The organism is Streptomyces sp. MMBL 11-1 (assembly GCF_028622875.1).
Taxonomy (GTDB): domain Bacteria; phylum Actinomycetota; class Actinomycetes; order Streptomycetales; family Streptomycetaceae; genus Streptomyces.
This window is the reverse complement of sequence record NZ_CP117709.1, coordinates 4435328-4454688: the sequence shown is the minus strand read 5'-3', so window position 1 is coordinate 4454688 and position 19361 is coordinate 4435328. Positions and strand designations below refer to the sequence as shown.

20 protein-coding genes are annotated in these 19361 nt (G+C 71.1%); 12 read left to right on the top strand and 8 right to left on the bottom strand.

The features are described 5' to 3' along the window. Positions 1-99 precede the first annotated feature (99 nt). Positions 100-2913 (bottom strand): glycosyl hydrolase, encoded by a 2814-nt coding sequence (locus PSQ21_RS19575; RefSeq protein WP_274031920.1) that lies wholly within the window; start codon positions 2911-2913, stop codon positions 100-102. 232 nt (positions 2914-3145) lie between these two features. Here PSQ21_RS19575 and PSQ21_RS19570 point away from each other — a divergent pair, with 232 nt between their 5' ends. The 6 genes from PSQ21_RS19570 (at position 3146) to PSQ21_RS19545 (ending at position 9935) form a co-directional block, all read left to right on the top strand. Next, positions 3146-4450: an ABC transporter substrate-binding protein gene (locus PSQ21_RS19570; protein WP_274031919.1), complete on the top strand. Its 1305-nt coding sequence runs from the start codon at positions 3146-3148 to the stop codon at positions 4448-4450. 230 nt (positions 4451-4680) lie between these two features. Continuing rightward, a complete protein-coding gene (locus PSQ21_RS19565; protein WP_274031918.1) occupies positions 4681-5658 on the top strand; it encodes a carbohydrate ABC transporter permease in 978 nt (325 codons plus the stop codon). Continuing rightward, complete coding sequence (locus tag PSQ21_RS19560) at positions 5655-6566, top strand: carbohydrate ABC transporter permease (RefSeq protein ID WP_274031917.1); 912 nt, start codon at positions 5655-5657, stop codon at positions 6564-6566. The genes PSQ21_RS19565 and PSQ21_RS19560 overlap by 4 nt, the downstream gene beginning before the upstream one ends. Before the next feature lie 230 nt (positions 6567-6796). Then, positions 6797-8221 carry a GH1 family beta-glucosidase gene (locus PSQ21_RS19555; RefSeq protein ID WP_274031916.1) on the top strand — a complete coding sequence of 475 codons (1425 nt, stop codon included), beginning with the start codon at positions 6797-6799 and terminating at the stop codon, positions 8219-8221. An 819-nt stretch (positions 8222-9040) separates the two neighbouring features. Further along, on the top strand, positions 9041-9166 hold the full coding sequence (locus tag PSQ21_RS19550) for a hypothetical protein (protein WP_274031915.1): 126 nt from the start codon (positions 9041-9043) through the stop codon (positions 9164-9166). Positions 9167-9341: 175 nt separating this feature from the next. Then, entirely contained in the window at positions 9342-9935 is a 594-nt protein-coding gene (locus PSQ21_RS19545) for a DoxX family protein (protein WP_274031914.1), read from the top strand. A gap of 231 nt (positions 9936-10166) precedes the next feature. Here the strand turns inward: PSQ21_RS19545 and PSQ21_RS19540 are convergent, their stop codons facing one another. Genes PSQ21_RS19540 through PSQ21_RS19525 form a run of 4 tightly spaced genes read right to left on the bottom strand, consistent with a single transcriptional unit; the run spans position 10167 to position 11773 of the window. Further along, positions 10167-10604 carry a hypothetical protein gene (locus PSQ21_RS19540; RefSeq protein ID WP_274031913.1) on the bottom strand — a complete coding sequence of 146 codons (438 nt, stop codon included), beginning with the start codon at positions 10602-10604 and terminating at the stop codon, positions 10167-10169. 14 nt (positions 10605-10618) lie between these two features. Further along, positions 10619-11044, bottom strand: a complete 426-nt coding sequence (locus PSQ21_RS19535) for a hypothetical protein (protein WP_274031912.1) — start codon at positions 11042-11044, stop codon at positions 10619-10621. Positions 11045-11067: 23 nt separating this feature from the next. Further along, entirely contained in the window at positions 11068-11451 is a 384-nt protein-coding gene (locus tag PSQ21_RS19530) for a hypothetical protein (protein ID WP_274031911.1), read from the bottom strand. A gap of 52 nt (positions 11452-11503) precedes the next feature. Beyond that, entirely contained in the window at positions 11504-11773 is a 270-nt protein-coding gene (locus tag PSQ21_RS19525; RefSeq protein ID WP_274031909.1) for a hypothetical protein, read from the bottom strand. A 106-nt stretch (positions 11774-11879) separates the two neighbouring features. Here PSQ21_RS19525 and PSQ21_RS19520 point away from each other — a divergent pair, with 106 nt between their 5' ends. From PSQ21_RS19520 to PSQ21_RS19510, 3 genes are all read left to right on the top strand, one after another. Continuing rightward, a complete protein-coding gene (locus tag PSQ21_RS19520) occupies positions 11880-12719 on the top strand; it encodes a helix-turn-helix domain-containing protein (RefSeq protein ID WP_274031908.1) in 840 nt (279 codons plus the stop codon). Continuing rightward, a complete protein-coding gene (locus tag PSQ21_RS19515; protein ID WP_274031907.1) occupies positions 12716-12925 on the top strand; it encodes a DUF397 domain-containing protein in 210 nt (69 codons plus the stop codon). The genes PSQ21_RS19520 and PSQ21_RS19515 overlap by 4 nt, the downstream gene beginning before the upstream one ends. Before the next feature lie 67 nt (positions 12926-12992). Next, positions 12993-13202: a DUF397 domain-containing protein gene (locus PSQ21_RS19510; protein ID WP_274031905.1), complete on the top strand. Its 210-nt coding sequence runs from the start codon at positions 12993-12995 to the stop codon at positions 13200-13202. Positions 13203-13309: 107 nt separating this feature from the next. On the opposite strand, the gene PSQ21_RS19505 is transcribed toward PSQ21_RS19510, so the two are convergent. The 3 genes from PSQ21_RS19505 to PSQ21_RS19495 form a co-directional block, all read right to left on the bottom strand. After that, the gene (locus PSQ21_RS19505; protein ID WP_274031904.1) at positions 13310-15136 is read right to left on the bottom strand and encodes a serine/threonine-protein kinase; all 1827 of its coding nucleotides are present in this window, start codon (positions 15134-15136) and stop codon (positions 13310-13312) included. Positions 15137-15224: 88 nt separating this feature from the next. Continuing rightward, positions 15225-16256, bottom strand: coding sequence for a hypothetical protein (locus PSQ21_RS19500; protein ID WP_274031903.1), 1032 nt, complete (start codon positions 16254-16256; stop codon positions 15225-15227). Between the two features lie 310 nt (positions 16257-16566). Next, the gene (locus PSQ21_RS19495; protein WP_274031902.1) at positions 16567-17523 is read right to left on the bottom strand and encodes an NAD(P)-dependent alcohol dehydrogenase; all 957 of its coding nucleotides are present in this window, start codon (positions 17521-17523) and stop codon (positions 16567-16569) included. Positions 17524-17637: 114 nt separating this feature from the next. Here PSQ21_RS19495 and PSQ21_RS19490 point away from each other — a divergent pair, with 114 nt between their 5' ends. The 3 genes from PSQ21_RS19490 to PSQ21_RS19480 all read left to right on the top strand — a co-directional run bounded on the left by PSQ21_RS19490 (position 17638) and on the right by PSQ21_RS19480 (position 19343). Further along, positions 17638-18306 (top strand): TetR/AcrR family transcriptional regulator, encoded by a 669-nt coding sequence (locus PSQ21_RS19490; RefSeq protein WP_274031901.1) that lies wholly within the window; start codon positions 17638-17640, stop codon positions 18304-18306. Positions 18307-18433: 127 nt separating this feature from the next. Next, a complete protein-coding gene (locus PSQ21_RS19485) occupies positions 18434-18703 on the top strand; it encodes a hypothetical protein (RefSeq protein WP_274031900.1) in 270 nt (89 codons plus the stop codon). Further along, on the top strand, positions 18696-19343 hold the full coding sequence (locus PSQ21_RS19480; protein WP_274031898.1) for a DUF6879 family protein: 648 nt from the start codon (positions 18696-18698) through the stop codon (positions 19341-19343). The genes PSQ21_RS19485 and PSQ21_RS19480 overlap by 8 nt, the downstream gene beginning before the upstream one ends. Positions 19344-19361 lie beyond the last annotated feature (18 nt).

The following is a 19361-nucleotide window of genomic DNA, read 5'->3' as shown; positions in this document are numbered from 1 at the left end:
TGCCCGTATGGTCACGCCTTTACACGCCACACACAGATCCCGCCGTCACTTGTCCGTACTTGTCCGTACGGGATACTTGTCCGTACGGGATCGCGTGTTCTACACGTACGGGATCTTCAGCACGGCCGCGTCCGTGCCGGTCTGCACCTGGGACGTGCCGTTGCCGAGCGCGTTCCAGATCTCCAGGCGGACCGTGCCGTTCTTCAGTTCGCCCAGGCTCCCGGTGACGGCCTTCGTACCGACCGCCTGCGTGTACTCCTCCCACCCGTTGACCGGGTCGGTCGCGAAGTAGCGGAACGTCTCGGCCCGGTCGAACGTGCCGTCGCCGGTGAGGTCGTAGCTGACCCGGACCTGCGGGGCGAGACCGACCTTCGTGCCCGCGTCCACCCGGAGGCGGAACGCGGTGGCCGCGCCGGAGGCGACCTTGCCGTTGACCTTCTTCACCTCGTAGACGGTCGGCCGGTACGGGGTGCCGTCCCGGTTGACGCCGTCGGCCGAGGCGATGCTGTCCGCGCCCGCCGGGTCGGTGGTGGCGGTGGTGAGGACGCCGCCGGACTTGAGCCGGAAGGTGTTGCCGGTCGGCGGGTCCGGGTCCGGGTCCGGGCCGGGGTCGCCGCCGCCGGGGCCCGTGCTCGTCGCCGTCGAACGGGCCGGCACCGACAGGGTCTTGCCGTCGGAGAAGGTGACCGTACGGGCGGTGGAGCCGTGGTTGTGGGCGGTGTAGGTGCGGACGCCGTCCTTCGAGAACACGGCGGACGTGGGCAGGTCCCCGCTGACCGTCATGTCGGGCGCGCCGACCGTGTTCAGGGTGTTGATCCAGTGGTAGGTGTGCGCCTTGGACTCGCCCTGCTCCGGGGTGTAGTTCCCGTTCGCCCCGTCCCACTTGGCCTTCGCCGCCGCCGGGTCCGACAGCGACTCGAACTGCCAGAGCAGGTCGCGCCACTCCTGTGCGGGACCGCCGTTCTCCCGCTCCATCTCGGCGATGTTCCGCTTGATGGCCGCCTTCTCGCGGGCCAGGTGGAGCGAACCGCCGGTCACCGGGAGGACGTTGATGCCGTGGATCTCCTCCGGGTTGGCGGTCCACCAGGTGGAGTACGCGCCGCCGCTGCCCCAGACCATGCCGACCGTGTCGTGGCCGAAGGAGGCGGGGAAGACCTGCTGCGAGGCGTCGAACCAGTACTGGGTGATCGCCTCGGACTCGGTGGTCAGCAGGTAGCTGCCGAGGTCGCGGAGGCTGGTGTCACCGGTGGCCGCGCCCCAGAGGACCAGGCCGGCGCTGAGGTTGATCGACTCGGAGGAGGACTCCTGGTTGTTGCCCGCCGCGAAGCCCTGGTGGCCGGAGGCCCAGCTGTGGCCCGCGTACACGTCGAAGCCGCGCAGGAACGGGTAGGCGGAGTCGGTGCGGCTGGCGTTGGCGGTGTCGCGGATCAGGTGCTTGACCATCGTGCCCCACGCGGAGTCCGCGGCCCAGGCCTGGTCGTACTGGGCGATGACCGCCGCCGCGTAGACGTAGTAGCTGTAGTGGAAGTGGTGGTCGTTGAGCTCGGTGTCGCTGCCGTACGAGGCCGGGTAGCCGGTGAGGGTCTTCCAGTCCTTGTCGTAGCTGAACTCACTGGCCCCGCCCGCCGTGAACCACTCCTGGAGCCGGCCCTTCATCAGGCCGAGGAGCTTGTCGCGGGTGGCGGTCTGGCCGATCTGGTCGGCGACGGGCACCAGCTGGGCGAGGCGGCCGAGCGCCTTGCCGGTCCAGTAGGTGTCGGCAGCTCCGGAGAACGGGTCGGAGGCGTTCGCGACCTCGTTGAGATAGCCGGCCAGCCGGGCCTTGTCGACCCCGGTGGAGGCGGGCAGCGCGGGCACGACGCCGTTGTTCTTCTGGCTGGTGGTGAAGGAGGCGGACTCGCGCACCTTCATCGTGCCGCGCGGTGAGACGTACGTGTACGGGGTCAGCGCGTCGGTGGTGTGCAGCCACTGGTGGCGGTAGAGGGCCTGGAGGGTGCCGCGCTCGGTGCCCTCCTTGGCCTCGGTGGTCAGGCTGTAGGTCGCCCGCACGTTGCCGCCGGTGGACTGCCAGGCCACCTGGGAGCCGGTGACGAAGCTGAAGGCGTACTTCCGGTAGGTCGCGAGCGCGTCCGTGGAGGGCAGCACGGCGAGCGAGAAGTAGTCCTTCCCGCCGAGACCTGCGGTGATCGCGGTGCCGGAGACGTTCCAGTCGCTGCCGGTCGGGGCGAAGAGGGCGTAGTGGTGCCCGGCGACGGTGATGCCGAGGACGTTGCCCTGGTCGGAGAAGACCGTGGGCGTGGAGGCGGTGGTGATGCGGGCGTCGCCGCCGGAGCCCTTGGCGTACACGAAGGGCATGCCGTGGCCGATGGTGGCCCGGAAGGTGCGGGAGCCGTCGGCCCAGTAGGGCGTGACCGTCCAGTCGGACCAGGCGTCGGCCTTGGTGTCGGGCGAGTTCAGGCCGGAGAGCCCGACGGTGAGGTCGGCCTTGTGGGCGTACTCGTACTGGCGGCCGTCGCCGACGATCGCGGGCGTGGTCGGATAGCCGACCTCCAGCCCGGAGGCCTTGGCCTGGTACGTGAGCGGGTGACCGTACATGGGGGTGCTGTACGGGTTGTCGCCGTAGCGCTGGAAGGCCAGCGAGGACCACCAGTCGTTGGTGGGGACCGGCTTGTCCCGCGCGGCGGCGGTGACCTTCGGGGTCACGGGCGCGCCGGTGTTGGTCGTCGGGCCCGAGGTACCGGCGGGGCGGGAGTCGGAGTAGCTGCCGGCACCGGCGGGGATGGTGGCGGCGGCAGCGGGGGAAGCGGCGGGACCCAGGCCCACAGCGGCCACGGCGATGGCGAGGAGCGTCGCCGCGGCGGGTCTGGAGGCGAGTCTGGGGAGGGAGGTTCGCACGAGCAGCACCTCGATCATGGGGGGGAAGAGCGCTTTCGAGAGCGCTCTCAAGTGCCAAGGAACGTAAAACTCCTGAAACGTAAGTGTCAAGAGATCGCACACAGACGGCAGTTGGGCGACTCCCAGGGCGACCCCAAGCCGTTATGTGTTCGAGTCTTGACGGGACGGGGGTGGTGGGGGACGCTCCAGACGCAGGTTTTGAGAGCGCTCTCAAAGCGCTCGGTTCATCCCGAAGCCAAGGGAGCTTCCCATGCCCATCGCCCGAGCCGCCAAGAGAGCCACCGCCCGCCTCGGCGCGGTCGTCCTCGCCGGGGCCCTCCTCGCCGCCTGTGGATCAAGCGACTCGTCGGACTCCTCCGACAGCGCGGGCGGAAAGGTCACCCTCAACGTCGACCTCTTCGGGTCCTTCGGCTTCAAGGAGGCCGGGCTGTACGAGGAGTACCAGAAGCTCAACCCCGGCATCACGATCAAGCAGAGCGACACCCAGGACGAGGCGGACTACTGGAAGTCGCTGCAGACCCGCCTCGCGGGCGGCGGCGGTCTCGCGGACGTGCAAGGCGTCGAGGTGGGCCGCATCGCGTCGGTCACCCAGCAGCAGGCCGACAAGTTCCAGGACCTGAAGGAGTTCGGGGCCGACAAGCTCAAGGACGAGTTCGCCGAGGCCAAGTGGTCGGCGGCGACCACGAAGGACGGCAAGATCCTCGGCCTCGGCACGGACGTCGGCCCCGAGGCGATGTGCTACCGCACCGACCTCTTCGAGCAGGCGGGCCTCCCCACGGACCGCGAGGAGCTCGCTGCGAGGTGGGCCACCTGGGACGGCTACCTGGAGCTGGGCAAGCAGTACAAGAAGAAGGCCCCCGCCAAGAGCGCCTGGCTGGACAGCGTCGGCTCGCTCTACGGGATCATGATCGGCCAGGAGAAGGAGCGGTACTACGACGCCTCCGGCGAGCTGATCTACGAGAAGAACCCGGCGGTCAAGAAGGCCTGGGACACCTCCGTGGAGGCGGCCGAGGCGGGCCTGAGCGCCAAGCTCGACCAGTGGTCCCCGCAGTGGAACCAGGCGTTCGCGGCCGGTTCGTTCGCGACGATCCCGTGCCCGGCCTGGATGCTCGGCTACGTCAAGGGTCAGGCCGGCGACGCGGGCAAGGGCAAGTGGGACATCGCCAAGCTCCCCGGCGGCGCGGGCAACTGGGGCGGCTCGTACCTCTCCATCCCGCGTGCGGCCAAGCACAAGGAGGAGGCGTACAAGCTGATCGAGTGGCTGACCGCCCCCGAGCAGCAGGCGAAGGTCTTCCAGAAGCAGGGCAATTTCCCGTCCTCGACGGGCGCCATCGAGACCATCGCGGACGCCAAGGACGAGTATTTCTCGGGCGCCCCGATCGGCCAGATCTTCGGTGAGGCGGCCAAGGAGTCCCCGGTCCAGGTGCTGGGTGTGCACGACCAGAACGTGATGCAGCAGATCACGAACGCGCTGAGCGAGGTCGAGCGCAAGGGGACGTCGTCGGACAAGGCGTGGCAGACGGCGAAGAAGGGCGTGGACAACGTGATCGGCTGACGCCGCCCACCACTGTCCCCCTCTCCTCCTCCCGCGCCTCCCTCCCCGGGGCCGGCCCGCCCCGCGCACAGCGGCGGTCCGGCCCCACCCCCGTACCTCACCCCGTCACCCCACCCCCGTTGCCCCTCCCTTCTCCGCCTCTCCCGCGCCCTCTCCTCCGCCTCTCCCGCGCCCTCTCCCGCGCACCCTGCCCGCTCCCGATCCCGCTCCCGATCCCGAAGGGCCGCACCGTGTCCCTCACCGCCACCGCGAAGGCCGGGCCCCGCCCGTCCGGAACCGGGCCCGGACCCGACGACGGCCGGGCCGCCGCCCTCCGGCGCACCTGGCGCAAGGCCTCCCCGTACGCCTATATCGCCCCCTTCTTCACCCTCTTCCTGGCCTTCGGGCTCTTCCCGCTCCTCTACACGGCGTTCGTCTCGCTCTACCGGGTCGAGCTCCAGACGAGCGGCGAGATGGAGTGGCGGGGCATCGCCAACTACACGGCGCTGTTCACCGACGAGTACTTCTGGATCTCGCTGCGCAACACGTTCACGATCGGCGTGTTGTCCACGGTCCCGCAGCTCGCGATGGCACTCGGCCTCGCGCACCTGCTCAACTACAAGCTGCGCGGCCGGACCTTCATCCGGACGGCGATCCTGCTCCCGTACGCGACGTCGGTGGCCGCCGCCACGCTCGTCTTCGCGCAGCTCTTCGGCCGCGACTTCGGGCTGATCAACTACGTGATCGGGCTGGTCGGCTTCGACCCGGTGGACTGGCAGACGGGCACGGTCGCCTCGCAGATCGCGGTCTCCACCATCGTGATCTGGCGCTGGACCGGATACAACGCGCTGATCTATCTGGCGGGCATGCAGTCGATCCCGCACGAGCTGTACGAGGCGGCGGAGATGGACGGGGCTTCGCGCTGGCGGCAGTTCATCCACGTGACGCTGCCCGGCCTCCGCCCCACGATCGTCTTCACGGTGATCATCTCGACGATCGGCGCGACCCAGCTCTTCGGCGAGCCGCTGCTGTTCGAGGGATCGATCTCCGGCGGCATCTCGCACCAGTACCAGACCCTCGGCCTGTACATGTACGAACAGGGCTGGGGCTTCTTCCACCTGGGCCGGGCCGCGGCCATCGCCTGGGTGATGTTCGTCCTGATCGTGGTGCTCGTCGGGGTCAACGCCCTGATCGTGCGCCGCCGCGCACGCAAGGAGGCCGGCCGATGACCGCGCTCGCCGCACCGCCGACCTCGCCCGGCAAGGGCCGCCCGCCACAGGACCCCCCGCGCAAGCGGATACGTAAAGGGGGCGCGGGCCGGACGATGAAGGGCGGCTGGCTCTCCTACCTCATCCTCGGTGTCGCGCTGCTGATCTCCGCGTTCCCGTTCTACTGGACGATCGTCGCGGCCAGCCGGTCCAACGCGGACCTGGCGCAGGTCCCGCCGAGCCTGCTGCCCGGGCCGAACCTCATCAAGAACTTCGACGCGGTCCTCGAAGAGGCCGACATCGGCAAGGCCCTGCTGAACTCGCTGATCGTGTCCGGCTCGATCACGATCGGCACGGTCCTGTGCTGCACGCTGGCCGGATTCGCCTTCGCCAAGCTGAAGTTCCGGGGCCGGGGCGCGCTGCTGACGCTGACGATCGGGACGATGATGATCCCGCCGCAGCTCGGGGTGATCCCGCTCTTCATGCTGATCGCCGAGCTCCAGTGGGTGAACCAGCTCCAGGCGGTGATCCTGCCGGGTCTGGTCTCGGCGTTCGGGGTGTTCTTCATGCGCCAGTACCTGGTGCAGTCGCTGCCGGACGAGCTGATCGAGGCGGCCCGGGTCGACGGGGCGTCGACGGCCCGGATCTTCTGGTCGATCGTGATCCCGATCGCGCGGCCCGGGATGGCGGTGCTCGGGATGCTCACGTTCATGACGGCGTGGAACGACTTCTTCTGGCCGATCATCGCGCTGTCCTCCCAGGAACCGACCGTGCAGGTCGCGTTGCGTCAGCTCGGCGGCGGTTACGTCAACGACCAGTCGGTGATCATGGCCGGCACGCTGCTCGGCACGCTGCCCGTGCTGCTGGTCTTCGGCCTGCTGGGCCGGCAGATCGTCGGCGGCATCATGCAGGGCGCGGTCAAGGGCTGACGCCGTACGCCGCAGCGCCCCGCGGGAACCCCCGGCGGGGACCGCCTGCGGGACCCCCTGTGGGAACCACCTGCAGGGACCGCCCTCCCTCGCCCGCCCTGCGGAACCTCCCTGCGGGGACCACCTGCGGGAACCGCCCTTCCCGCCCCGCCCTGCGGGACTCGGACTCTGCCCCGCCCCTTCCACGGGCCCCCGTCCCGCCCCTCCCTCACCTCTGGAGTGTCAGTCTCATGACCGCTGTCGATGCCCGTCCGGCGAACTCCACGGAGCCCCGCCCCGAGACCGTGGGGGAACTCCGCTTCCCCACCGCGTTCCGCTGGGGTACCGCCACCGCCGCCTATCAGATCGAGGGCGGCGCCACCGAGGACGGCCGTACGCCGTCCATCTGGGACACCTTCAGCCGGACACCCGGCAAGGTGCGCAACGGCGACACCGGCGACATCGCCGCCGACCATCTGCACCGGATGCCGGACGACGTACGCCTGATGAAGGAACTGGGCGTCACCGACTACCGGTTCTCCGTCTCCTGGCCCCGGGTCCAGCCGACCGGCCGGGGCCCGGCCGTGGAGCGCGGCCTGGACTTCTACCGCCGCCTGGTGGACGAGCTGCTGACGGCCGGCGTCAGACCGGTCGCCACGCTCTACCACTGGGACCTGCCGCAGGAGCTGGAGGACGCGGGCGGCTGGCCGGAGCGGGACACGGCGCACCGGTTCGCGGAGTACGCGGGCCTGGTGGCCGGGGCGCTGGGCGACCGGGTGGAGACCTGGACGACGCTCAACGAGCCCTGGTGCGCGGCGTTTCTCGGGTACGGGAACGGGGTCCACGCCCCCGGCCGGACCAGCGACCTCGCGGCCCTGCGCGCCGCCCACCACCTGAACCTGGCGCACGGCGCGGGCGCCCGCGTCCTGCGCGGCCTCCTGCCGGACACCGCCGAGATCTCCCTCACCCTGAACCTGCACGCGCTGCGCCCGCTGGCGGACACGGAGGCGGACCGGGACGCGGTGCGCCGGATCGACGCGGTGGCGAACCGGATCTTCCTGGACCCGGTCTTCCACGGCCGGCTGCCGCAGGACCTGGTCGAGGACACGGCGGAGGTGACGGACTGGTCGTTCGTGAGGGACGGCGACCTGGAGGTGACGTCGACGCCGATCGACTCGCTGGGCATCAACTACTACTCCCCCAGCGTGGTTTCGGCGGGCGCGTCGGAGTCCCCGTCCCCGTGGGCGGGCGCGGAGCGGCATGTGGCGTTCACCCCGGCGGCCGGTCCGCGCACCGCGATGGACTGGCCGGTCGACGCGAACGGCCTCTACGAGCTGCTGGCCCGCCTCCGCGACGAACTCCCCGCCGTTCCGCTGCTGGTGACGGAGAACGGGGCGGCGTACGACGACTACGCCGACCCGGAGGGCGCGGTCCACGACCCGGAGCGGGTGGCGTACCTGGACGCCCACCTGGCGGCCGTGCACCGGGCGATCGCGGACGGGGTGGACGTACGCGGGTACTTCCTGTGGTCGCTGCTGGACAACTTCGAGTGGGCGTACGGCTACAGCAAGCGGTTCGGCATCGTGCACGTCGACTTCGCGTCCCAGCGCCGCACGGCGAAGGACAGCGCGCGCTGGTACGCGGAGGTGATCGCGCGGGGCGGGCTGGAGCGCTGAACCGGGGGCGGGGCGGCTGATTGCCGGAAACCGGTACCGGCTGCCGGTCGCACGTCACGGATGACCGGCTACGGACTACGGACTACGGGCTACCGGCTACGGACTACGGGCTACGCAGGGGCTCGGGGCGGCACGCGCTCCGGGCCCCGACGCGTGTCAGGGACGCGCCCGACGGGATGCCCGCCTAGCACCCGCTAGTGCCCGGTCGGCCGTCCGACCGACTGCCCGGCCGACTGCCCGGCCGCACGGTACGGGGCATGAGAGTTTTCTCCCGGAATCAGCGGGACTAATTTCGGCCGGATGAATCACCGGTGAAGTCCCGCGCGCCGGCGAGTAACGGGCTCAGCCGGTGACAGAGCGCCCGCATGGCGCGAAGAGGCCGTGGAAGTACGGCCCGGAACGCGCCCCCCGGAGCCCACCGGGGCCGGAGCCGACGGAACAAGGCTGCTCAGCCGAGGGGCGGGCCGGAGTCCGTCCGGGCCGGTGAGCCGGGCGGCGGCCCCGCCGACGCGGCAGGCCCCGGCCGCCCGCGCGGCCGATCACCGGACCCCCAGCGCCTGCGCGCCCCGCATACGTACCCCTGATGCAACTTGGCGCGAACGCGTTGCCTCCAGCAGAGGCCGCTCCATAAGCCTCTTGACCTCCGGACCCCCATCCGTATGGTCTAGACCAAGCAGTGAGAGGCAGTCGGCGGCGGTGTTCACACGCCGCCCCTGCCTCGCCCATGTACCCGGCCAGGCGCGTTCCCCCCTCCCATCCACACCGCCCAGATCCTCCGGATCCTCCTGATCCTCCTGACACGCCAGCCGAGGAGAACCCATGAGCAGCCAGAGAGCGCCGGCCGCAGAGCTGGGGACGGAGGACGGCCGGACGCCGCGCGCCGCAGGCGGCAGCCGCCGCATCACCGTCGGCGTGCCACACGCCCGGATCGCCGCCAACGGCTGACCAACAGGCTGACCACCAGCTTCAGGACGACGGGCCCGAGCGAGAAGCCCCGTCACTCCGTGCGCCGAAGCGACAGAGTCGACGCTTCCCGCAAACGCCCCACAGGCGCCCGCGTACCCGCGCGGACCGCCCATGCACGCTTTCCCACCCCCACGGACACAGCGGGAGATCGCACATGAGGAGCCACACCGCCGAGCCGAGCCTCCCCCCGCCCGGCAGCGCTACTGAACCCCCTTCCCACGAGCCGGAGTTCGGACGCGAACGTCCGGCGGCAGCCGGCGCGCGCGCCCTTCGACGGCTGGCCGACCACGTCAGCAGCCACTCCCTGGCCCTGCTGAGGCTGACGGTCGGGATCGTCTTCCTCGGCTTCGGCGTCCTGAAGCTGTTCCCCTCGGCCAGCCCTGCGGAGCAGATGGCCGTGGACGCGGCCACGAAGATGACCCTGGGTCTCGTACCGGAGACGGTGCTGCTGCTCTCCCTCGCGGCCCTGGAGACGGCCATCGGCATCGGCCTGATCGTCGGCGGACGCCTGCTGCGTCCCGCCCTCGTCGCGTTCTTCCTCCACATGGGCGGGGTCTTCTCGACCCTCTTCCTCCTCCCCGACGCGATGTGGCAGCCCCACTCCCCCGCGCCGACCATGGAAGGGCAGTACGTGGTCAAGAACGTGGTCCTGGTGGCCGTGTGCCTGGTCGTGGCGGCCGACGCGTGGGGAAGCGGGTCCAGGTCGTCACGGCGGCCGGACGGGACCGACCGGACGACAGCAGGGTGAAGGGAGCGGGCCAGGGCCTCGGCGGCGGTCGGCCGACGTGGACCGGCACCCCGGCGAGCTGATCCGGGGTGGCCACGGTCCAAGGCCTCGGGGCATGGTTGCGGCGACGACCGTCGCGACCGCCCCATCCACACCGGCGGCCGGGGCCCGGCCCGCGCCTGGGGCGACCGTGATCCGGCTCAAAGGCCGGAGGCCGGAGGCCAGCGGCCAGCGGCCAGCGGCCGGTGAGGGTCACGCCGTCCCGCCCCCGTCCCTGTACTCGGGGAAGAGATGGGGATGCCGCGCGGCGAGGGCCCGGGTGATCGCCTCATCGGTGGGGTCCGTGACGCGCCAGCTGTGCTCGGACCGGTGCCCGGCGAACAGCTCGCAGGCCTCCTTCCGCGCATCGCGCACAGGGCACCACGGGAGCGAATCCAAGCGCGTCCGCTCCACGCTCCACCGAACCCAGACGGCGCTCCCGGGCCGTCCGCCCTCGTCCCACAGCATCGCCGCGTGCTCTGCGTCGTGGTCGGCACCGTGGTCACCGTCACGGTGGTCGCCGTGGCCGTCTTCATGGTCCTCGCCCAGCTCGCAGAGCACGTGCCCGGGTTCCGGGCGATGTCCGGGGGCCGAGAGGGCGAGAAGGAAACCCGGGGGCTTCAGCAGGGCGACAGCGGTGCACTGGTGCACGGTCGAGACCGGCCTCATGAGGTGTCGGGCCCGTCGCCGGACAGGAGCCGCTCGGCGATCAGGTCGCCCAGCGGGTCCGTCACGCTCCACGAGTGGGGCGGGGGATGGCGGTCGAAGAACGCGCACCGCTGTACGACGCCGGTACCGAGGTGGCGGAGAACGGCCGGGCACCACGGCACGGTGTCCACCCGGTTGACGCGTTGCAGGCCCGCACCGGTCCAGAAGAACCACAGAGCCGGAGCGCTCGACGGCCCTGCCGACCGGAGGTAGGCGGCGTGCTCGGGGAAGGCGTCGTCGTGCTCGCCGAGTTCGCAGAGGAGGAAGGGGAGGTGGTTCGGGGTGACAGCGTCCGGAGGGCTGTCAGGCCCACCGTCCACGGCGGCGGGGGCGTCCGGAACGTCACCGGGAGGAGCCTGGGTCACGGCGGTGCATTGCAGCACGTCGGTCTCTCCTGTCGGCGGGCCTAAAGATCGGTGAGGGAACCGCGCCACCCCGAGAGGGTCAGGCTCAGCCCGACCGCCGGGTCAACCACGGTGAACAGCAAGGGAAAACCTGCTTCCAGGGCCCGTATCGCGTCGTCCTGGCGCTGACGGTCGGTCGCCCAGGCCCGCAACCCCAGCGGGGCGTCGAACCCGTGGAAGCGGACCGGCCGCACGTCACCGGGCGGCGGCCCCAGCGGGCCGGGCGGCCTCGGCTGCCCGCCCCCGTGCCCGTCGGCCAGGCGGAGCGCCTGCCCCCGCAGCCACAGGAGTGCCAGCCGCCGGTTCCGTACGGTCACACCGCCGAGCGAGGCGAACCACTGCCCGTCCGTCACGGTGACCTCGGCGGCGTACCCCGTGCGCGTCACGCGGCACGCTCGCCGGTTCCCGCGAGCCGGACCCGTGACCGGGCGGGGGCGCTCACAACACCTCGCCCCGGCTCCGGGCGTTGGCCCGCGCGGTACGGGCACGGAGCTGCTCTATGGGAAGCGCGGGGCGTACGTGACGGGGCTCGACCTCCCATTCGATGCCGCCGCCGACGGGGCGGAGGGACCAGTAGAGGCTGGCGACGCCACGGAACTCGCCCACGCGATTTCCGCGACTGGTGTCCACCATGAGGGTGCCGGGGGCCGGGAGCACCGTGGCACCAGGAGACTCCGGGGTATTCGGACGCGCGTTCTCGCCGTACACCTATCGCTCCTCTCCGTAGCTGTTTGACTACCGGGGGGCCTCAGAGTGGCCTAGCGTGAAGAACCCTTCAACTAGCGGAAAAAGAAGGAAGGGGAGGGGTTTCAGCGTGGTCAATCGCAAGGATCTGAATCCTGGCAGCAGCCCGCAGGCGGCTTACGGTGCCCGCATCCGGCGGTTCCGGGAGGCGCGGGGGTGGAGCCAGGAGGGTCTGGCCCCGCGCATCGGGTACTCAAGCCAGCACGTCTCGGCCGTGGAAACTGCTCGCAAACCGCCAACCCTGCGGTTTTCGCGTAGGTCTGATCAGGCGTTCGGTACGACCGGCACGGCCGACTCGTTCGAGCGCGAGTGGGCCGAGCTGCGGAACGGCTCGCTGCTGGAGGGCTTCCCGGAGTACGTCGGGTACGAGGGCCGGGCGGTGGAGATCAGGCTGTTCGAGGTCGGCCTCATCCCGGGGCTGTTGCAGACCCCGGAGTACGCGCGGACTGTGGCGTACGGAGACGTGGAGCGCGGGTCCATCACCGCCGAACAGGCCGACGAGCGCGTCTCGGTCCTGGCGGAGCGGCAGGCGGCGCTCGTGCGGTCACGCCCGCCGATGGTGTTCGTCGTCATGGACGAGAGCTGTCTCCACCAAGCGGTCGGCGGCCCGGAGGTCATGGGGCCTCAGCTTGAGCGGCTGGAGGAGATGGCGGCGCTGCCCAACTGGATCATCCAGGTAGCACCGTTCAGCCTGGGTGCACGGAGGGCGTTTGACCTGCCGGTCAACCTGCTGACTATGTCGGACCGGTCCATCGTCGCGTATGCCGAATCACAGGCACAGGGGCATGTCGAGCGCGAAAGTTCGTTCGTAGTGCCCATGCTCACGGCCTACCATCAACTCCAGGGCGAGGCGCTGTCGAAGGCGGCGTCTGTGGCCAAGATCAGCCAGTTGCGAAAGGGCACCCCGTGATGACCGAATCCCCTCGTTGGTTCAAGTCCTCGTACAGCTCGAACGGCGGCAACTGCATCGAGGTGGCCGCCAACCTCGCCGCCACGCGCGGCATCGTCCCGGTCCGCGACTCCAAGGTCGCGGGCGGCCCCGTACTGAGCTTCCCCGCCGACGCGTTCTCCACCTTCGTCGCCGGCGTACAGGCCGGAACGCTCGACGCCGTCTGACGGGCCGAGCAAGCACCGCCCCACCGTGCCACGCATGGTGGGGCTTCCTGCCACGAAAGGACACCCCATGACGAACGAATCCCCTCGTTGGTACACGTCCTCGTACAGCTCGAACGGCGGCGCCTGCGTCGAGGTCGCCGCCAACCTCGCCGCCACGCGCGGCATCGTCCCGGTCCGCGACTCCAAGGTCGCGGGCGGCCCCGTGGCCAACGTCCCCGTCGCCGCGTTCTCGGCATTCGTTGCGGCCGTCCGGGACGGGAAGTTCGACACCGTCTGACGAACCGGCCCAGGGCTGCCGCCCCACCGTGCCACGCACCCGCACGGTGGGGCCTCCTGATCGGCCGGCCCCAGTGACTGCTCCTGATCGTCGGAGGCGCCGCCGCGTCAGTCCGCCTTGTTGCGCCGGATGATCTTCCCGTCGAAGGAGGCGACGAGCAGCCCGTCGGTCCCGTATGCGCCGTTGGCGCGGATCAGCATCGCCTCCTGCCCCAGGTACCAGTCGAAAACGACGGAGCTGTCATCGGGGTCGGGCTTCAGTACGCCCAGTTCGGTCTCGGCGATGCGGCGAAGGCGGGGCAAGGCGTTCCAGTCGACCCGGTCGAGGTCCAGCAGGCGCTGATCCTCCTTCATGATGCTCACATTGCCCAGAAGAGTGCCTTGGCCGTCCCTGTACGAGAACGCGTCGAACACCTTCTTTCCCGGCACGACCTCCTTCTCCAGGGGCACGAGGCCCGAGGCGTAACCCGGCCGCAGGTCGAACATGGGGAACACCTTGGTCCCCCCTGTCACCGCCTCCAGCTGCTTGAGGACTCGCCGCGCACCGGCGGGGGTGTGCAGATCGGTTTCCTCTTTGCGTGTGGGTGTGGGCGAGGGAGTGGGGCTGGACGGGCTGGACGTGGGCGTGCGGGCCCCGGAAGGCGTGGACGGGGCCCCGGCGGACGGCTTGTCGTCGCCGCCGAAGGTGGGGGCGTACTCCCAGGCCAGCAGCCCGGTCAACAACGCGCCCAACAGCACCGCCGGGAGCACGATCCGGCGGCGTGACCGTCCGGCGGCGACCGCAACCCCCCGACCGTCCACGGGCGTCCGGCTCGTCTCCGCACGGGAGCCTCCCGCGCCGTCGGTCCCGCCGTCCGGTGACGGGCCGGTGCCGGGGCCGCCCGGTGCCGCAGGCGGGCCGGGTTCGTCCCGCACCGCCCCGGCGGTGTCGTGGCCGGCGTCGCTCGCGGGCGGACCGGCTTCGGCGGGGGCGGGGGCGGGGGCGGCCGGCTCCGTGGGTGTGTACGAGTCCGGGGCCGGGGCCTCGTCGGCGGCCTCCACGGGTCCGGCCCGCACGGGTGACGCGGCGACGCTGCCGTCGACGACCGTCGTGGCACGGGCACCGGCGGCTCGCGCGAGGAGACGGTCGAGGGACTCCGCGTCCGGCCGGGAGGCGACGTCCTTGATGAGGACGGACGTCAGCACGGGGCCGAGGGCGCCCGCCCGCCGGGGCGGCGGCACGTCCTCCTCCAGGATCGCGGCCAGCGTGGCGAGGGTCGACGAACGGTGCATCGGGTGGTGGCCCTCGACCGCGACGTACAGCATCATCGCCAGGGACCACAGGTCGGACGACGGGTCGTCGTCACGGCCCCGCAGCCGCTCCGGGGCCATGTAGTCGGGTGAGCCGATGAGTTCGCCGGTGTTGGTGAGGCTGGTGGCCTCGCGCACGGCGGCGATACCGAAGTCCGTGAGCAGGGGCGTGCCATCGGCGCGCATCAGTACGTTGCCGGGCTTCACGTCGCGGTGCAGGATGCCCGCGCCGTGGGCGGCCCGCAGGCCTGCCAGCACGCCCCGGCCCAGCCGCGCCGTCTCGGCGGGTGTGCACGGCCCGCGTTCCAGCCGGTCCTGGAGCGAGCCGCCGGAGATCAGCTCCATCACCAGCCAGGGGTGCGCCACCTCCGCCGAACTCACGATGTGGTGGATCGTCACCACGTTGGGGTGGCTGATCCGGGCCAGCGAGACGGCCTCCCGCAGCACACGCTTGTGCAGCATCTCCGCCGCATCGGGACGCAACCGCAGCAACTCCGGATCCGGCGGCCGCACCTCCTTCAGCGCCACGTCCCGGTGCAGGACGACGTCGCGCGCCCGCCACACCAGCCCCATTCCGCCGCCGCCGAGCCGCTCCAGCAGTTCGAAGCGCCCGTCGATCACACGTCCCTCGAAACCCGCAGTCATGGGCGGAACGGTACGGCACCGACACATCCCGCCCGCACGGAACCGATGGCGGCATCAACCCACGTACGTAATTGACCAGTTGGGGCTTTCAGCCATGCTGGTCCAGGCTCCGGGGAAGGGGCGATCGACTGTTCACCGCGACGGCAACGGGGCGGGTACGCATCCAGTACGAACGGGTGGCGGCGATCAGGGCGCATCCGTAGACGCCGAACGCGACCATGCCGATCCAGCCGACCAGCAGCGCGTCACCGGGCGAGGAGAAGTCGCCCCGGCTCATCGTGACGACGTCGGCCGTGGCCAGAGCGAGGTAGGCGCCGCCGAGCACCCCGTACGGGGCCAGGGTCGCGGCACCCACCACGGCCGGGACGAGAGGGAGCGCGCGGGGGACGCGCCGGCCGCGCAGCCACGGTGTCCAGCGCGGGTAGACCTGGCCCCACGGCCGGACCAGACCCCACAGCAGGAAGACACCGAGCGCGGCCAGCAGCACGGTGCCGTCCAGGCCCCAGGACTCCAGGGTGAGCCAGATCTCCGAGGCTCCGTTGTGCCGGGAAATCGCGAGCATCTGCTCGCCGGTGTTCCCGGCGAAGGTACCGCCGGCCACCCATACGATCTTCATCGCCACATAAGGCAGAAAGGCCACCGTGCCCGCACAGGCGGCGAGTTGTACCGGTCGAGTGGCGGCGGTCGGGGCCGGCGGGACGGCCACGACGGTCGCGGCGCCGGGGCCGCCGACGGTCGCGGGGCCCGGGCCGCCGACGGTCCGGGCCGTGGCCGCGAGCAGCAGGCACCCGGTCGCGGCCAGGGCGTGGTTCACGGCGGCCGGCACGCTGTCCACCCCCTGGCCGAAGACCAGCGTGACAACGTCCAGCAGCAGGCCGAACGCGGCGAGCCCGGCCAGTACGCAGGTCACCCACAGCAGCACGCGCAGGCCCGGCCACGCCTCGTACCGCGTCACCGCGCCGGAGACCACCGCGGCCAGCGTCCCCACCCCCACGACCGCCCAGTTCAGCGCCGGGGAGGTCGGGGCCCCGCCCATGTGGAACAGCGGCGTCCCCCACAACGCGCACACCAGGCCGAAGCCCGCGTACGCCACCGCCCATACGGTCGTGGCCCGGTCCACCCGGCTTCGGCACCGCTGCCACCACGCACGCCGAAGCGACCTCGTACCCGCCTCGGCCCCGGCCCCTGCGCCGGCCCCTGCCCCTGCCCCTGCCCCTGCTTCGGTCTCCATACAACCGAACCTCGCACCGGCAGAGGCGTACGGCATCAACCGCCAGAATGAACCGCCTCCCCCGCGCGGCCGACCGTCACCACCCGGTCCGAAACGGGCGAGGGCACGACCCGCGCGTCATCTGCATCATCTGAAGGCCCTCGCCCCCGACCGCGCCCGCCGGAAGTCGCACACCGGAAGTCGCACACCGGACGCCCCGTCAGACGAGTTCGATCACGTGCTTGCCCCGCACGCCACCCGCCTCCAGGGCGCGGTGGGCGGCGGCGATCTCCGCCAGCGGGCGGACCATGTCGACGACGGGCCGCAGGTCGCCCCGTTCCACGGAGGCGGTCAGCTCGGCGAGCAGGTCGTGCTTCGGGTTTCCGCTGAAGAAGCGGACGCGGCGACGGCCGTGCACGGCCGAACCGAGCAGGTAGCCGATGCTCCGGGCCGGACGGTCGAGGTCGAAGGCGATGGAGACGAGACGGCCGCCCGGGGCCAACCGGCCGCGCAGCACGCGGTGTTCCGTTCCCACGGTGTCGAGGATGACGTCGTAACGGTCCAGGCCGGCCAGGGGTGTCGCCCGGTGGTCCAGGGTCTCGTCCGCGCCCAGCTCACGGACGAAGTCGAGGTTCTTCGCGCTCGCGAGACCGGTGACCTGTGCGCCGAGGGCCTTGCCGAGCTGGACGGCGACGCTGCCGACACCGCCGGAGGCCCCGCGCACGAGGAGGCGTTCGCCCGCCCGCAGACCGGCCTTGTCACGCAGGGCGGTGAGCGACGTGGTGCCCCCGGCGAGCAGCGAAACGGCCTCGGCCGGGGTGACGTTCGTGGGGGCGTACGCGATCTGGCGCGGGCGGACCGACACGTACTCGGCCGCGCTGCCGAAGGTGCGCCCCAGCAGGCCCCAGACCCGGTCTCCCGCTCGCGGCCCGGTGACCGAGGCGTCCACCTCGGCGACCTCGCCCACGAAGTCGAGCCCGGTCCGCTGCGGAAAGCGGCGGCCGGTGACCAGGCGGACCTTCCCGGCGCGGCCGTGCAGCTCGCCGCCGTTGACGCTCGCCGCGTGGACGCGCACGAGCACCTCGCCCGGCCCGCGTACCGGCACGGGGACCCGGCCCTCGTAGAGGACCTCGGGCGGTCCGTAACGGTCGTAGAGCGCCGCACGCATGTCGTTCACGATGGGGGTCCCGTCCTGTTCCGTCGATACGAGGTACGGCCTGTCCTCGTCCCTCGCCTTTCACGGTAGGCGGCTAAACGGAGACCTCTCTCCATTTACCGTAAAGTGAGAGACATGTCGGCCCAGCCTTCTCACATCCCGCCCCCGACCGGACCGGCCCCCGCCGACGCTCTGCGGGCGGACGCCCGGGAGAACCGGGAGCGCATCCTGCGGGCCGCCCGGGAGGCGTACGCGCTGCACGGCATCGACGTGCCGATCAGCGCGATCGCGCGGCGGGCGGAGGTCGGCGTCGCCACCCTCTACCGGCGCTTCCCCACCCGGGCCTCGCTGATCACCGAGGCGTTCGCCGAGCAGCTCGCCGAGTGCGCGGGCGTACTGGACGAGGCGCTGGAGGACCCGGACCCGTGGCGCGGTTTCTGCACGGTGTTCCGGAAGGTGTGCGCGATGCAGGCCGCCGACCGGGGCTTCACCCACGCGTTCCTGTCCCGCTTCCCGGACGGGACGGCGTACGCCGGGGAGCGGGACAGGGCGGAGGAGGGGCTCGCGCTGCTGGTGCGGCGGGCGAAGGCGGCAGGAGCGCTGCGGCCGGACTTCGACGTCTCCGACGTGGTGCTGGTCCTGCTGGCCAACAACGGCGTGGCGAACGGGGCGGGCCCGGACTCCGCCGCCGCGTCCCGCCGCCTGGTCGGCTACCTGCTGGAATCCTTCCGGGCGACCCCTTCGAACCGCCCGCTCCCGCCGCCTGCGGGGCTGGAGCTGAACCGGCTGCACGGGACGGGGTGAACATCCGTCCCCGGACGGAACCCTTGTCCCCCACGGCTCACCCGATCAGGCCGAATAGCCTGCTTGACACCGGAATTGACCTGGTAGTCACTGGTAAGTTGACCCACTCGGGAGGGGAGGGCGCAGCATGGGCAGACCCTGGGAAGCTGATCCTGACACCGGCTTCAAGAGACGCCTCGGAAAGTCGGCACTGGAGCTGGGCGCCACCACTACCGGACCCGAATGCCCGGATATCTGGGAGCTGGAGAACGGCGACATCGCCGTGATCGGACGCGACCTCACCGGCTCTCTGGGCACGCGCCTCCCGGACGGGGTCTTCATCGGTCCCGATGAGCGCCTCGTGGTCATCCCCCGCAGGATGCTCGTCGCGGCAAAGGGGGACATCCCCGATGTTTGAGTGCTTCCGCAGCGGTGCCGGCGAGATCCTCTCACGAGCCGACTACCTCGCCGATTTCGGTCGGGTCCATCAGAGCGACATCAGCCTGCTCGCCAAGATCGAGCGTGGTCAGACGTTCAAGGAGCAGGGCTCTCCCAGCTATGACGCCTTCGCCTCCGGGGACTGGGCCGGGGCCCTGCGGCTGATAGAGGACGAGCGGGCTTCGACTGCCGCCTACTTCCGGGATACCGCTCGACGCGGCCTGGCCTTCCGCAGGGTTCGTGTCGTGGAGTTCCCAGTGTCTCCGTATCTGCAGTGGGAGATGCACGTGTTCCGGCTCAGGTCGGAGCTGGGCGAGGAGATCCGTGTCCTGGACGCCCGGAAGATCGCGGACCTGGAACGGGATGCGCCGGTGCCCGAGGTCATCGTTCTCGGACGCTCGGTGATGTACGCCGTGATCTACGACGACGAGTTGAAGGGCGCGGGAGCCCGTCGCTTCACCGACCCCGACCAGGTCAACCGGACGACCCGGGAGTTCGAGGCCCTGTACGCGATGGGCGAGGGTTTTCCGGAGTTCTTCGAACGGGAGATCGCCCCGCTCGCCCCGCCGACCGCCGCCCAATTGACCGCCGACCGCCGACCACCGACCACTGGCCACTGACGGCTGACCGCCAACGCC

What these genes read in the sequence shown, in the direction of transcription:
- PSQ21_RS19510 (WP_274031905.1), top strand. Translation starts at nt 12,993, where the DNA reads ATGACGAACGAATCCCCTCGTTGGTACACGTCCTCGTACAGCTCGAAC.
- PSQ21_RS19555 (WP_274031916.1), top strand. Translation starts at nt 6,797, where the DNA reads ATGACCGCTGTCGATGCCCGTCCGGCGAACTCCACGGAGCCCCGCCCC.
- PSQ21_RS19545 (WP_274031914.1), top strand. Translation starts at nt 9,342, where the DNA reads ATGAGGAGCCACACCGCCGAGCCGAGCCTCCCCCCGCCCGGCAGCGCT.
- PSQ21_RS19485 (WP_274031900.1), top strand. Translation starts at nt 18,434, where the DNA reads ATGGGCAGACCCTGGGAAGCTGATCCTGACACCGGCTTCAAGAGACGC.
- PSQ21_RS19560 (WP_274031917.1), top strand. Translation starts at nt 5,655, where the DNA reads ATGACCGCGCTCGCCGCACCGCCGACCTCGCCCGGCAAGGGCCGCCCG.
- PSQ21_RS19490 (WP_274031901.1), top strand. Translation starts at nt 17,638, where the DNA reads ATGTCGGCCCAGCCTTCTCACATCCCGCCCCCGACCGGACCGGCCCCC.
- PSQ21_RS19575 (WP_274031920.1), bottom strand. Translation starts at nt 2,913, where the DNA reads ATGATCGAGGTGCTGCTCGTGCGAACCTCCCTCCCCAGACTCGCCTCC.
- PSQ21_RS19570 (WP_274031919.1), top strand. Translation starts at nt 3,146, where the DNA reads ATGCCCATCGCCCGAGCCGCCAAGAGAGCCACCGCCCGCCTCGGCGCG.
- PSQ21_RS19550 (WP_274031915.1), top strand. Translation starts at nt 9,041, where the DNA reads ATGAGCAGCCAGAGAGCGCCGGCCGCAGAGCTGGGGACGGAGGACGGC.
- PSQ21_RS19480 (WP_274031898.1), top strand. Translation starts at nt 18,696, where the DNA reads ATGTTTGAGTGCTTCCGCAGCGGTGCCGGCGAGATCCTCTCACGAGCC.
- PSQ21_RS19505 (WP_274031904.1), bottom strand. Translation starts at nt 15,136, where the DNA reads ATGACTGCGGGTTTCGAGGGACGTGTGATCGACGGGCGCTTCGAACTG.